Origin of the sequence: Campylobacter ureolyticus (genome assembly GCF_027277485.1) — a bacterium.
Lineage (GTDB): Bacteria > Campylobacterota > Campylobacteria > Campylobacterales > Campylobacteraceae > Campylobacter_B > Campylobacter_B ureolyticus_B.
Map to the genome: position 1 here is coordinate 82,626 of NZ_JAPXGQ010000009.1, position 12,522 is coordinate 95,147.

Annotated in this window: 13 protein-coding genes and 3 tRNA genes; 6 read left to right on the forward strand and 10 right to left on the reverse strand. The window is 28.9% G+C overall.

The window, feature by feature from the left end:
- Window positions 1-58: 58 nt before the first annotated feature.
- Both nhaA and O6B72_RS06505 read left to right on the forward strand, forming a co-directional pair.
- Complete coding sequence (nhaA, locus tag O6B72_RS06500) at window positions 59-1,246, forward strand: Na+/H+ antiporter NhaA (protein WP_269492618.1); 1,188 nt, start codon at window positions 59-61, stop codon at window positions 1,244-1,246.
- Between the two features lie 124 nt (window positions 1,247-1,370).
- Window positions 1,371-1,446 (forward strand) — tRNA-Val (locus tag O6B72_RS06505).
- Window positions 1,447-1,710: 264 nt separating this feature from the next.
- On the opposite strand, the gene O6B72_RS06510 is transcribed toward O6B72_RS06505, so the two are convergent.
- The 5 genes from O6B72_RS06510 to O6B72_RS06530 are packed head-to-tail and all read right to left on the reverse strand — an operon-like array spanning window position 1,711 to window position 5,417.
- Window positions 1,711-2,106, reverse strand: coding sequence for a nitroreductase family protein (locus O6B72_RS06510; RefSeq protein WP_269492619.1), 396 nt, complete (start codon window positions 2,104-2,106; stop codon window positions 1,711-1,713).
- Window positions 2,082-2,321, reverse strand: coding sequence for a nitroreductase family protein (locus O6B72_RS06515; protein ID WP_269492620.1), 240 nt, complete (start codon window positions 2,319-2,321; stop codon window positions 2,082-2,084). Before O6B72_RS06515 ends, O6B72_RS06510 begins: the two co-directional genes overlap by 25 nt.
- A 48-nt stretch (window positions 2,322-2,369) precedes the next feature.
- Complete coding sequence (locus O6B72_RS06520; RefSeq protein ID WP_269492621.1) at window positions 2,370-4,079, reverse strand: ATP-binding protein; 1,710 nt, start codon at window positions 4,077-4,079, stop codon at window positions 2,370-2,372.
- 37 nt (window positions 4,080-4,116) lie between these two features.
- Entirely contained in the window at window positions 4,117-4,956 is an 840-nt protein-coding gene (gene nfo / locus O6B72_RS06525) for a deoxyribonuclease IV (RefSeq protein ID WP_258298915.1), read from the reverse strand.
- Window positions 4,953-5,417 (reverse strand): hypothetical protein, encoded by a 465-nt coding sequence (locus tag O6B72_RS06530; RefSeq protein ID WP_258298916.1) that lies wholly within the window; start codon window positions 5,415-5,417, stop codon window positions 4,953-4,955. Before O6B72_RS06530 ends, nfo begins: the two co-directional genes overlap by 4 nt.
- A 59-nt stretch (window positions 5,418-5,476) precedes the next feature.
- Here O6B72_RS06530 and O6B72_RS06535 point away from each other — a divergent pair.
- A tRNA-Glu gene (locus O6B72_RS06535) sits at window positions 5,477-5,551 on the forward strand.
- Window positions 5,552-5,727: 176 nt separating this feature from the next.
- On the opposite strand, the gene infC is transcribed toward O6B72_RS06535, so the two are convergent.
- The 3 genes from infC to O6B72_RS06550 all read right to left on the reverse strand — a co-directional run bounded on the left by infC (window position 5,728) and on the right by O6B72_RS06550 (window position 9,384).
- Window positions 5,728-6,243 carry a translation initiation factor IF-3 gene (infC, locus tag O6B72_RS06540; RefSeq protein ID WP_101637674.1) on the reverse strand — a complete coding sequence of 172 codons (516 nt, stop codon included), beginning with the start codon at window positions 6,241-6,243 and terminating at the stop codon, window positions 5,728-5,730.
- Window positions 6,240-8,063, reverse strand: coding sequence for a threonine--tRNA ligase (gene thrS, locus O6B72_RS06545; RefSeq protein WP_269492622.1), 1,824 nt, complete (start codon window positions 8,061-8,063; stop codon window positions 6,240-6,242). The genes infC and thrS overlap by 4 nt, the downstream gene beginning before the upstream one ends.
- A gap of 124 nt (window positions 8,064-8,187) precedes the next feature.
- A complete protein-coding gene (locus O6B72_RS06550) occupies window positions 8,188-9,384 on the reverse strand; it encodes a replication-associated recombination protein A (protein ID WP_269492623.1) in 1,197 nt (398 codons plus the stop codon).
- Between the two features lie 183 nt (window positions 9,385-9,567).
- On the opposite strand from O6B72_RS06550, the gene O6B72_RS06555 reads away from it, so the two are divergent.
- A tRNA-Ile gene (locus O6B72_RS06555) sits at window positions 9,568-9,644 on the forward strand.
- A 365-nt stretch (window positions 9,645-10,009) separates the two neighbouring features.
- Complete coding sequence (locus tag O6B72_RS06560; protein WP_269492624.1) at window positions 10,010-10,714, forward strand: hypothetical protein; 705 nt, start codon at window positions 10,010-10,012, stop codon at window positions 10,712-10,714.
- Window positions 10,715-11,504: 790 nt separating this feature from the next.
- Here O6B72_RS06560 and O6B72_RS06565 read toward each other — a convergent pair.
- Both O6B72_RS06565 and O6B72_RS06570 read right to left on the reverse strand, forming a co-directional pair.
- Window positions 11,505-11,858 (reverse strand): type II toxin-antitoxin system HicB family antitoxin, encoded by a 354-nt coding sequence (locus O6B72_RS06565; protein ID WP_269492625.1) that lies wholly within the window; start codon window positions 11,856-11,858, stop codon window positions 11,505-11,507.
- A complete protein-coding gene (locus tag O6B72_RS06570) occupies window positions 11,855-12,082 on the reverse strand; it encodes a type II toxin-antitoxin system HicA family toxin (RefSeq protein ID WP_269492626.1) in 228 nt (75 codons plus the stop codon). Before O6B72_RS06570 ends, O6B72_RS06565 begins: the two co-directional genes overlap by 4 nt.
- Between O6B72_RS06570 and O6B72_RS06575 the strand changes: the two genes are divergently transcribed.
- Window positions 12,081-12,522 (forward strand): DUF234 domain-containing protein (locus tag O6B72_RS06575; RefSeq protein WP_269492627.1); only part of this gene is annotated, 442 nt, incomplete at its 3' end. The two genes, O6B72_RS06570 and O6B72_RS06575, sit on opposite strands and share 2 nt — an antisense overlap.

Below are 12,522 nucleotides of genomic sequence, written 5' to 3' on the forward strand. Positions count from 1 at the left end.
GTATTTTATGCTTTTATCTATTAAAATGTAACATTAAATACAATTAAAAGGCTTATTGATGAAAAAACTTATAGACAGATTAATCTCCTCAGAAAGCGGAGCTGGGATGCTACTATTATTTGCGGCATTTTTAGCACTTGTTTTTGCAAATATCCCAGGTCTTGATAAACTTTATAATTGGTTTGTTCATTTTACACCTTTTACAATACCATCTTTTAATATCTTAGGAAGTATGCACTTTTGGATAAATGATGCTTTAATGGCTTTATTTTTCTTTGCAATTGGGCTTGAGTTAAAAAGAGAGATGTTAGAAGGACAACTAAAACATTTTTCTCAAGTTTTACTTCCTGTTTTTGCAGCTCTTGGTGGTGTAATATTTCCTGCATTAGTATTTGTTATAATAAATTTAAATGCACAAAATCATGCCATTCATGGCTGGGCTATACCAACAGCTACTGATATCGCCTTTGCAGTTGGAGTTTTAGCACTTCTTGGAAGAAGAATTCCGTCAAGTCTTAAAATATTTGTTTTAACTCTAGCTATAATGGATGACTTATGTGCTATTGTCATAATTGCACTTTTCTATACTGGTGATTTAAGCTTTTTATACCTTTTACTTTCTTTCATGATAGTTGGAGTTTTAATTTTCATAAATAGACTTGGCGTAAGTAACAAAACACCATATGTAATTCTTTCATTAATCCTTTGGTTTTTTGTCTTAAACTCAGGTATTCATGCAAGCATTGCGGGTGTTGTAGCTGCATTTACCATACCTCTTTATACAAAAAAAGGTAACTCGATGTCAAAAGAAATGGAGCAAACTTTAGGGCTACCAGTAAACTACATAATACTACCTCTTTTTGCTTTTGTAAATGCTGGAGTTAGCATGCACGGACTTGATGCAAGTCACGTTTTTGGAACAGTGCCTATGGGAATTTTCCTAGGACTTTTTGTAGGAAAACAGATAGGAATATTTTTATTTAGCTTTATTATTATAAAAGCAGGCTTTGCCTATATGCCTGAAAAAGCAAATTGGAAACAACTCTATGCTATAGCCATAATTTGTGGCATTGGTTTTACAATGAGCTTATTCGTTGATGGACTAGCATACGGAGAAAATTCAATTCTTCTTTATCATGGAACTGACAAGCTAGCTATTTTATGCGGCTCTTTAGTGTCAGGTGTAGTTGGATATTTTGCTGCCAAAATAGTTGGCAATAACCCAGACGGAAGTCCAAAAAAGTAAAAAATTAAATTTGAGTGTCATCAGCGCACTCAAATTTTAACTATATTTTTTTAATTAAAATGAGCAAAATATATTTTAAAGTTCAAATTTATAATAACTTGATATAATTTTGGCTTAAATTTGTGGTCTCGTAGCTCAGTTGGTAGAGCACCACCTTGACATGGTGGTGGTCGTTGGTTCAAGTCCAATCGGGGCCACCACTACCTATCCTTAATTATCCATATTTTTTTAATTTAAAGAAAAAAAATTAAAGCTAAAAATTAGCTGCAAATTAAAAGAGCCAAGCATAAAATAATGAACTTATAAGGAAACTTATTTATAAAAAATATGATACTTTTGAAATTTTAAAATATAATATCTACATTTTAGTGATTTTAAAGCATCCTTGGAAAGAAAAATACTAAAATTTTAATTGCCACAATAACCAAACAAGGTGCCAAAAGGCACCTTGAAGTATTTTAGTTTTATCTCCAAACAACAACTTCATCTAAACTTTGTCTAATTTTTGGAGTACTTTTTTCATCACTTAAACCTAAGGCTACAACAATACAAGGCTTAAACTCATTTGGCAAATTTAAAAATTTAGTTAATTTTTCTTTATCAAATCCGCCTATTATGCAACTTTTAACTCTTTTTGAATAAGCAATATTTACTAAATTTGCTAAAGCCATATAACACTGAAGTGATGCATAGTTATAAAGTTCATTTTCAGTCATTAAATCAGTTTTTGATGAAACCATTTTTAAAAATTTAATTGCCTTATCTTCACCTTTATTTTTGCTATAAATAATATGCTTTAAATACTCATCCTTGCTTTGCAAATCAGTTCTAGCAGTTATCTCACAACTATATGTGAACAATTTGATACTTGCGGTTGATTAAGACAAATTTCACCCATTTTTTTAATATCATTATCTTTTGACATAACTATAAATTTCCAAGGCTCAAGCGCCAAAGAACTTGGAGTTAGACGTGTAAGGTCTAAAATTTCATTTATAACTCCATCTTTTATCTTTTCATCTTTAAAATTTCTACATGAATACCTATTTTGCATAATATTTTCTATATATTCCATAATTTCTCCTTTTTACAAAATTTTACTATTTTAAATTATTATTTAAATTTATAATAATCCCACTTTTTTATCACTATCAAAAGCTGAAATTTGTTCTTTTTTAATCTCATCAACAAAATCTCTCAAGGTAAAAACATCGTCATCTCTAACGGCCACTTTCAATGCCGTATTTTTCAAAACAAGAGTTATTTGGGCTCCGCTAAGTTCAAATTTAGCAAGCTCATTCAAGCTAAAGTTCTCTTCAAAATTTGCATTTTCTGGCATTATTTTTTGCCAAATTATAAGTCTTTCATTAAAATTAGGTTTTTTAAATTCTATTTTGAAATCAAATCTTCTTGAAAAGGCACTATCTAAGCTTTGTAGGAAATTTGTTGTAGCTATTAAAACACCTTCAAATCTCTCAATTTGCTCTAAAAAAATATTTTGCATTTGATTGTGCATTTTATCTGCACTACTTGTTCCGCTTTCCATTCTACTTGATAAAAATTGATCAGCCTCATTTAATAAAAGCACGGGCTCAATTTTTGCCTCATTACAAATGCTTTTATAAGTATCAAAAATTTTTCTTACATTTTGTTCACTTTCGCCAACATATTTTGATAAAATTTTTGAACAGTCAAAACTTAAAACTTGCTTTTTTAGACTTTTTGCCAAACTTAAAGCACTCATTGTTTTACCAGTTCCAGCAGGTCCATAAAAAATAATTTTAGCATCAACACCTTTTTTTGTTTTTATTCCCCAACTACTAAGTTTATTTATAACATCTTTATCAAGTTGTTTTAAAATAGAATTTAAAACAACCTTAATTTTTGGATTTAAGACAACATCATCAATATCCGTATTTGGCTCAATAAGCTCAAAAATTTCGCTTTCTTTTACTATATTTTCAAGCATTGCTTTTTTTGTTTTTTTATCATTTTTTTGTGGATGCATTATGCCATAAAGGACATCTTCACAGATAAAATAGCTTTTATTTATAGAAGTAGCTCCTAAAATTTCATCATAATCTATCAGCCCTAAACTCATTAATTTTGCATTTTCTTCTAATAAAGTTCTATTTTTTAACTTATGCATCTCATCTTTGCTAATCATTGAAACAAGAGTATTAGAATCTCTTAATATTTCATCCTCGTTTGAATATTCTTCTTTTAAAAGCACTAAAAATATGATTTTTTCTTCTTGGCTTAATGAATATTTTTTAAAAAGCTGCTCAACGCTTAAATTTGTCTTAGTTAAATTTACTCTTTGAGTGATTATATTTGTAAGTTTTTCTATTTTTTCATCAAGTTTCATTCTTATGTCTTTACTTTGTGAATTTAACTTTTTTTTATATAAATTCACGAGTAAAAACTGATCTTCTAAATATTTAAGTTCATCATCATATTTGGTTATTTCAGGGAGCGTTGTTTTGGTTATGCCGCACTCTAAAACAGACAAAAAATATTCACTTAATTCGATTTCACTGTGCAAAAGCGATAGTTTTGTGTTTTGTTTGCTTTTTGAAAACATATTAATGTTTTGTGTAATATATCCTAAATTTAATAAATTTTTTATGTCATCAAGATATATTAAAAAGCCATAACCGCTTTCCTCAAAAGTAGTCGATAATATACTAAAAACACTATTTATTGGTGAGCCCTCAATATAGTTTTTTGTTAAAAACTGGAGTATTTTTGTCTCATTTTCATTAAGTTTTAATAAAGAATAAATCTGAGTTTTTGAAGCAGGTTTTTGCAAAAAATCTATTAAATATTTCAAATTTTTCCTTTTATTTTTTTAAATACTAGTTGAAATTTTAGCACATTTGCCTTAAAAGTTTTATTTCATCAGCCCAAATTTCAGGATTTATAGTCTCTAAAATAAGAGGAATTTCATCTATGTTTTCATCTCTCATGATATTTTCAAATGCTTCAAACCCTATTGTGCCTTTTCCGATGCTTTCATGACGATCTTTTTTTACACCAAGACTATTTTTACTATCATTTAAATGCATACCGCTTAAATGCTTATATCCAACCAACTTATCAAACTCACTCATTGTTTTTTTATAACTTTCTTTTGAACGAAGATCATACCCACCAGCAAAGAAATGACAAGTATCGATACAAACACCAACTCTTTGTTTGTTTTGTGTTTTATCTATTAAATATGCTAGATGTTCAAGCCTATATCCCAAATTTGAACCTTGTCCAGCTGTATTTTCAATGACTAGCTTAACATCACTTGTATTTGCAATAATAAAATTTATAGAATTTGAAATATTTTCCAAGCATTCATTTTCTGAAATTTCTCTTAAATGTGAGCCCGGATGAAAATTTATCATCTTTAATCCAAGCAAATTTGCTCTTTGAATCTCGTCTATAAAAGCATTAATTGATTTTTTTCTTTTTTCAGCATCTGGATGACCCAAATTTATGAGGTAGCTATTATGTGGTAAAACATGCTCTTTCTTGATATTTGCAAGTTTTAAATTCTCATTAAATTTATTTATGCTTTCAATTTCAAGGGCTTTTGCACTCCATTGTCTTTGATTTTTTACAAATAAGGCAAAGGCATCAGCTCCTATCTCAAGAGCATTTAAAGGTGCATTTTCTACCCCACCAGCTGCACTTACATGCGCTCCAATTCTTTTCAATTAATCTCCTTAATTATAATTTTTATGCCTTTTTGGTTTTTAAAATAGACCTTATTATCACAAATTTGATATATTGCATTGCTTAAATTTTGATCAAATCCACAATCTGTTTTAACCAAATCTCTTCCATTATAAATAGGTTTTTTTCCTAAAATTTCAGCAAAAAAGCCTTTATAATATGGCATTTTTAAAAAATTTCTGTTAAATTCTATCTCATCTTTACAAACGCCGTTATAACAAATTTTATCTTTTATGCTAATTTTCAATATACTAACACCACTACTGTAAATTTGAAGCTCAGTCGATTTATTACTAGTTTTGATAAAACCTGCATCACTAAATTTAAAATCTGGACTAACCATAGTAAAAAGAACGCCGTTTTGTTTAGTTAAATTCTTTGTGGCACATCCACCAAACACAATAATGTAAATTAGAAAAAATATTTTTAAAATTTTATTCATTTTTAAGTAGCCTTTAAGTTAAACTAAAGTATAATCATATTTCATTTATTTTAAAGCGTGGCCCCTTCGTCTAGCGGTTAGGACATCGCCCTTTCACGGCGGTAACACGAGTTCAATTCTCGTAGGGGTCACCATTTAATCCCAACTTATCAAAACATTTAAAAATTAAAAACACTCTAGGAATTTTATACGATTAACAATAATCGCATTTTATAAAAACATATAACAAATCCTAAAAATAGACAATATAAAGTAGTTTTTTAACGCCACATTCTTGTTATATAAAGATAAAAATAAGCCTTTAAAAGGCTTATTTTTTAGGAACAACAAGCATATTTACGTATCTTCCTTCAAATTTTGGCTCGCTGTCTTTATCACAAACATCGCTTATTGAGTTGTAAACATCGTTTAAAAGCTCAACACCAACTTCAGGGTTTGCCATCTCTCGTCCTTTTAAAAATACGCGAAATCTAACATGCTTTCCACCCTCTAAAAAGTTCATAGCGTGCTTTATCTTATAGTTTATATCATTTTGTGCTATTTTAGCCGATAGTTTTATCTCTTTAATCTCAATAACTTTTTGTTTTTTCTTAGCTTCTTTTTGCTTTTTTTCTTGCTGGTATCTAAATTTACCATAATCCATAATCTTACAAACTGGCGGTTTTGCATCAGGAGCTATTAGCACTAAATCAAGACCTTGTTTATTTGCTAAGTCTAAAGCCTCATCTTTTGATATGACTCCGTAATTCTCGCCATCATCTCCAACACATCTAACCTCTTTTGCACGAATATCCTCATTTAGATAAACCATCTTTTCCTTACTCAAAAGTGCACCTCATCAAGTTTTTCCTTTATAAATTTAATAAACTCATCAAAGCTTAAATTGCTTTGAGTTCTAGCTCTTCTATCTCTAAGAGCAACACTATTTTTTTCAACCTCTTCATCGCCTATTACTAAAATATAAGGAATGTGAGCTTTTTCAGCTGTTCTTATTCTTTTATTTAAAGTTTCATTTTTACTTAAAATTTCACTATCAACTTCAAGTTTTCTAAGCTCTAAAGCTATTTTTTTTGCATAATCAAAATGTTTATCGCTTATAGGAACTATTGCCACGCCAGTTGGTGCTATAAAAAATGGAAGTTCGCCTGCGGTATGCTCAATTAAAATTCCTATAAATCTTTCAAAGCTTCCTAAAATTGCTCTATGAAGCATTACAGGTTGTTGTTTTTCGTTATTTTCATCAATATATGCTAAATCAAATCTTTCAGGCAAATTAAAATCAACTTGAATTGTTCCACACTGCCATTTTCTTTTTAAAGCATCAGTTATTTTAATATCAATTTTTGGTCCATAAAATGCACCACCACCTTCATCTATGCCATATTTATAGCCATTTTCATCAAGTGCTTCTTTTAATGCATTTGTTGCTACTTCCCATACTTTTTCATCGCCTATTGCCTTATCTGGCCTAGTTGAAATTTCCATTTCATAGTCAAAATTGAAAGTTTTCATTATATTTTCAACAAAATTTAAAATTTCAAGCACATTTTCTTTTATTTGATTTGGAGCGCAAAATATATGAGCATCATCTTGAGTAAATTCTCTAACTCTAAAAAGTCCATGCATAACGCCACTTTTTTCATGCCTATGAACTACTCCGTATTCAAAAAATTTAAGTGGCAAATCACGATAAGACCTAATTTCACTTTGATAAACTTTGATATGCCCTACACAATTCATAGGCTTTATCCCATATTCTTGCTCATCAATTTTAGTAAAATACATATTTTCTTTATAGTTATCGTAATGGCCTGAGGTTTTCCAAGCATCGGCTTTTAGAATTTCCGGTCCTCTAACTGGCTCATAGCCCCTATCTCTATGAATTTTAAACAAAGCTTTTTCAAGTTTTGAGCGCATTCTTGCACCATTTGGAAGCCATATAGCAAGCCCGGCTCCAACCTCTTCATCAAATGTAAAAAGCTTCATTTCATTGCCAAGTTTTCTATGATCTCTCTTTTTTGCCTCTTCAAGCATTTTTAAATGCTCATTTAAGCTCTCTTTATCGGCAAATGCAACCCCGTAAATTCTTGTAAGCATTTCACGTTTTTCATCACCGCCCAAATATGCACCAGCAACCCTAGTAAGTTTAAAAAATCTTAAATATTTTGTATTTGGAACATGCGGTCCTCTACAAATGTCCTCAAATTTACCTTGTGAATAAATACTTACAACACCATCAGGTATTCTTTTTAAAACTTCTTGTTTTAAATCATCACTTTTAAATTTAGCACTAACCTCAGTTTTTGTTGAGTTTGTTTTTATAAAATCAACCTTTTTTTCAATGAGGCTTTTCATCTTTTTTTCTATTTCTTTTAAATCAGCTTCACCAATTTTGCTACCGTCTTCTTTAAAAGCTCTAAAATCATAGTAAAATCCATCTTCAATAGCTGGTCCTACAAAGAATTTTGCATCCGGATAAAGCTCTAAAATGGCTTCTGCCATAAGATGAGCACAGGAGTGTCTAATAACTTCTAATGCTTCTTTTGAGTTGTCAAAATATATTGGCTCTAAGCCTTTTTCGTTTTCATCCACACTAAGAGCGTCTATAATATTTCCATTTAATTTATATGCGATAATATCGCTCATTTTTCTTCCTTTTAAATTTACCGATTTGTCTTTTTTACGATAAAAGAACAACTATTATTCTAGCTTATTATGATTTAAGTTTAACTTAAAGTTGTTATTTAAACTCCTATATTTTTACCTTTTGTTAATCATTTAATTTTTTCGTAACTTTTTTATGCCATAAATTTAGAGTTTTTTCAAAACCAATGTCATTTGAGAAGTAAAATTTAAGTGGAATTTCTAGATAATCTTGATCCACAAATCCACCAAAATCATGCGGATATAGGTAGTTCTTTATAGCTGGATCTGTATTTATAAGATATCTTGGAACATTTAGTTTGGGGTTATTTTTAATATATTTTAAAGCTTCATTTATCGCTTTATAGCTTGAGTTTGACTTTGGAGAACTAGCCAAATATACAACACATTGAGATAAAATTATCCTAGCCTCAGGATATCCTATCTTTGAAACAGCTAAAAGTGTATTTGTGGCCAAATTTAATGCACTTGGATTTGCATTTGATATATCCTCACTTGCAAAGATAACAAGGCGTCTTGCTATAAAATCAGCACTCTCACCACCATCAATAAGTCTAGCAAGATAGTAAATACTAGCATCAATATCGCTTCCCCTTAAACTTTTTATCAAGGCACTTGCTAGATTATAATGTGTATCATCACTACTAACACCATCTTTTAATGGAAAAGCTCTTAACTCTTTTAATGTTTTTAAGGATATATTTTTTGAAATTTCTAACGCAAAATCAAGCAAATTAAGCATTGCTCTTGCATCTCCTCCACTTGTGTTTAGGATATAGGTTTTTGCATCATTTTCAATACTAAATTTAAGTTTATTTTGCACCCTTTGCAAAAGCTCATCTAAATCACTACTTGTTAGAGGTTTAAATTCAAAAAGCATAGATCTAGATCTAATTCCACTGCTTAGCACAAAGTATGGGTTTTCTGTACTGGCACCAATTATTGTTGCTTCATTATTTTCCATTGGTATAAGCAATATTTCTTGCTGTGTTTTAGAAAGGCGATGAACCTCATCTATAAAAATAACTGGTTTAATAAGTGAGTTTTTATGCAAATTTAATATTTTTCTAATATCTTCAACCTTTAAACTACTTCCATCAAGTTCATAAAAACTTGTATCAAGCTCATTTGCTATAACTTTTGCAAGAGTTGTTTTTCCACTTCCTGCTGGCCCAAACAGCATAATATGCGGAATTTTACCAGATTTTATCAAAACATAAAGAGCTTTATCTTTGGCTATTATATGTTTTTGTCCGCAAATTTCATCTATATTTTTTGGTCGAAAATCAAGTGCTAAGTTCATACAATTCCTAAATTAAGATATATTTTATTATATCAAATTTGAAATTTATACTTTCTTAGCATTTAGAATATTGCAATTATTAAAATTTTTTGGATGCTATAATAATAATTTTCACATAAATACAAAATTTTAGGAAAATTAAAGTTTTAATTGTGTATAATTACAATTCTTTATTTTACAGGTGGGTTCATAGCTCAGTTGGTTAGAGCATCCGGCTCATAACCGGATGGTCCTAGGTTCGAGTCCTAGTGAACCCACCACTTACATATTTCAAACTCCCATTTTTTAATGTTTTTATCATAAAATGCCTAAAATAGGGTTTTTAACTAAGCATATATTTTTAAATAAGTGCTAATATGCTATAATATCTACAAGTAATTATGTAACCTTTAAACAAAAAGGACACAAAATGGCTAATGTAGGCAAGATAAATTTAAGCGATAAAGATATTAGAGAATTACCAGTAAAAGATAGAAAATATTTTAAAACCTAACTGAATTGTATATAAGAGTTTATCTAAGTAGAATGAAAATTTTGTTATAAAATATAATCAATTTACCATTATTAAAAAATTTTAGACAATGTTGCCAAAATTACGCAAATTTTAAAAAGCTAATGAGATAAAATGACAAAGATAAAATCGTTTCTTATTGGAATTATCGCACTTACAACTTTAACTGGATGTGCTGAGTTTTTGGTGGATTTTACAGCAAAAGTGCTTATTCCTTTGGGAAGTGAGCTGATTGCCGCACCTTTTCAAAAACCAAAAGGCACTTTAAAGTGTAAAAATGGAAGTCCTGATATAAAAACCAAGTATATAGAAGACTACGCAAAATTTGCACTAAATTTGACAAATAATCTTAATAGTAAAATTGAGTTATCCCACAAACTAGCTAAAGAAGAATTTGATAAAGGAAGTAAATTTGTAACTCTATCTAACAATCCAAACTATGGCATCTATATCATCAGCATAGCCAAAAAAACACCTTTTAAAAAATCAGAAGATAGGATGGGGCTTTACTCAAAAGAAGAGGGTCTTAAAGTTGAACCAGCTATTTACAACGAAGCAAATAAAACTATAATGCATAAAGTGCTTGCAAATAAAGAAATATATTTTAAAAATGAAGAAAAAGCCATAAAAAATGAAAAAAAGGGTATGAGCTTAGTATATTGCGGAGATAAGTATTATTATGAACTTTTTGCTGTTGGTGGATATAGAGTTAATTTTACAGTAAGCGACATAGATAATCCCAGTTATGATTTTATAAATATTTTGGTTGATAAAAAATTTTGCGATGTCTACTTAGAAGAGATTAAATATTGCAAATAAATTTGATAAAAAGTTTTCCTTCTTATCTAAGAAAAATTTAGTTTATTAAATTTTTAGTCATAAAAAACAAAAAAATATGTTGCAAAAAATGTTCAATAGTACTATACAACAAATAACCTGGATAAACATGACAACAATTAGTTGTATAATAGTTGCTTATTTACCCGTACTGTTGTTTTTTCTTATGTCATTATTTTTGGCTTATCTAATTTTCACTTAGCTTTTGCTGTTCTATAATCGAGTGTGTCTGTGTTATACTTTTTCATATAATTTATTTTTTTTATTAAAAAATAAATTATAGCGCTTGAGAATAGGAAAATGGGTATTTTATCAGTTTATTTTTAAAATTGCTATTCAATTTTTACATCAAAACCATCACGATTTCAAAAAATTAAGAATTTTTAAAAAATTAGGTGTATTGCTAATTAAAAAATGAGATTTAAATTTATTAAACAATTTGCCTTCTAAAGCCATAAACTGCTTTTGTAGGTAATAGGTGAAATATTATGTTATTTAGGATGCTAGTATGCAAAATAAAATCACTTATTACCTACAAAATTATTTTTGTGGTTTATAAATTTAGGTTTAATTTAAGCTGATTTTCTTTTATGTGTTTTTGTCATTTGCACAGTTATTTTTGGAGTGTTTTACTCTAAAATATTCTTTTAGCTCCATAATTAACTAGTCCATCATATTTTTTTGTTTTAGCAAAAACATTTTAAAATTTCTCTAATTCTTTTCTTAGAAATTATAAAGCATATTAAAGTTCAAATTAGACTGAGCTCAATTTTTACATCAACAAAGTTTTTCTTGCTAAGTCAGATATCCATTTAGAGCGGTTATTTGTTACAGCATCTATTGCGGATAATACTGATTTTGGTATGGTTAAATTTATACGAACTTTTGCGTCTTCATCGACTGGTTCTGGTATTTTAATACCATCTTTTAATGCTGATTCTATCGTAAATTTAAATGCTTCATCAAGTTCTTTTAAGGCTTCTTCTTTCGTATCTCCATCTCCATAAAAAAACGAAACACTATTAAGTTCTGGTATAAAAGCAGCCCAGCCACCACCTTCATCTAGTGGGATTTTTTTAAGTTCTATTTTATATGGCAAATTTAAATAATATTCTAAATTTTTCATTTTTTATCCTTTATAGCGTCTAATACTAATTTTACATAATATCTTTTCATGGGCTTGTTATATGGCAAAGTTATTAAAATTTTATTATTTGTAAATTGATGATGAGAACCTTTAATACAACGAAGCCTAAAACCATTACTTATCAATAGCTTTTCAAGAATTTCAAATCTTACATTTTTAGGATTATTTTCCAATTCTTTTATTAATTTTTCTTCTTTGCTCATGTTTTATCTTTTTATACGTATATTATACTCACTAATCATTAAGATTTTCTTTATTTGCATCCAAGTACCGCTTCTTTGTGGACTGTTATTTTGTAAAAGATGGCTTTTTAGGCTTTGGTTTAAGTTCGTTTTACCATATAAAAGTCAGCTAGAACTTGGAAATACAAACTATGTTTTAGAAAAAATAAAAGAAAATTTTAATGGCTTTATATCGCCAGTTTATGAAAATTTATGTATAGAGTATCTTTTAAACAATTACGATCTATTAAAATGTGGTAGATGGTGGGATAAGGATATAGAAATTGATGCTGTTGGTATAGCAAAAGATTATTTGATAGTTGCTGAGTGTAAATACTCAAATAAAAAAGTAGGAACTGACATTTTACAAAGCCTAAAAGAAAAATCTAAAAATATAAAAACTACTCTTAAAATTAAGCATT

Bases quoted from the DNA above. Each gene is read 5' to 3' on its own strand.
- nhaA (WP_269492618.1), top strand. From the start codon at position 59: ATGAAAAAACTTATAGACAGATTAATCTCCTCAGAAAGCGGAGCTGGG.
- O6B72_RS06530 (WP_258298916.1), bottom strand. From the start codon at position 5,417: ATGAATAAAATTTTAAAAATATTTTTTCTAATTTACATTATTGTGTTT.
- O6B72_RS06550 (WP_269492623.1), bottom strand. From the start codon at position 9,384: ATGAACTTAGCACTTGATTTTCGACCAAAAAATATAGATGAAATTTGC.
- O6B72_RS06515 (WP_269492620.1), bottom strand. From the start codon at position 2,321: ATGGAATATATAGAAAATATTATGCAAAATAGGTATTCATGTAGAAAT.
- O6B72_RS06565 (WP_269492625.1), bottom strand. From the start codon at position 11,858: ATGAAAAATTTAGAATATTATTTAAATTTGCCATATAAAATAGAACTT.
- thrS (WP_269492622.1), bottom strand. From the start codon at position 8,063: ATGAGCGATATTATCGCATATAAATTAAATGGAAATATTATAGACGCT.
- O6B72_RS06560 (WP_269492624.1), top strand. From the start codon at position 10,010: ATGACAAAGATAAAATCGTTTCTTATTGGAATTATCGCACTTACAACT.
- O6B72_RS06570 (WP_269492626.1), bottom strand. From the start codon at position 12,082: ATGAGCAAAGAAGAAAAATTAATAAAAGAATTGGAAAATAATCCTAAA.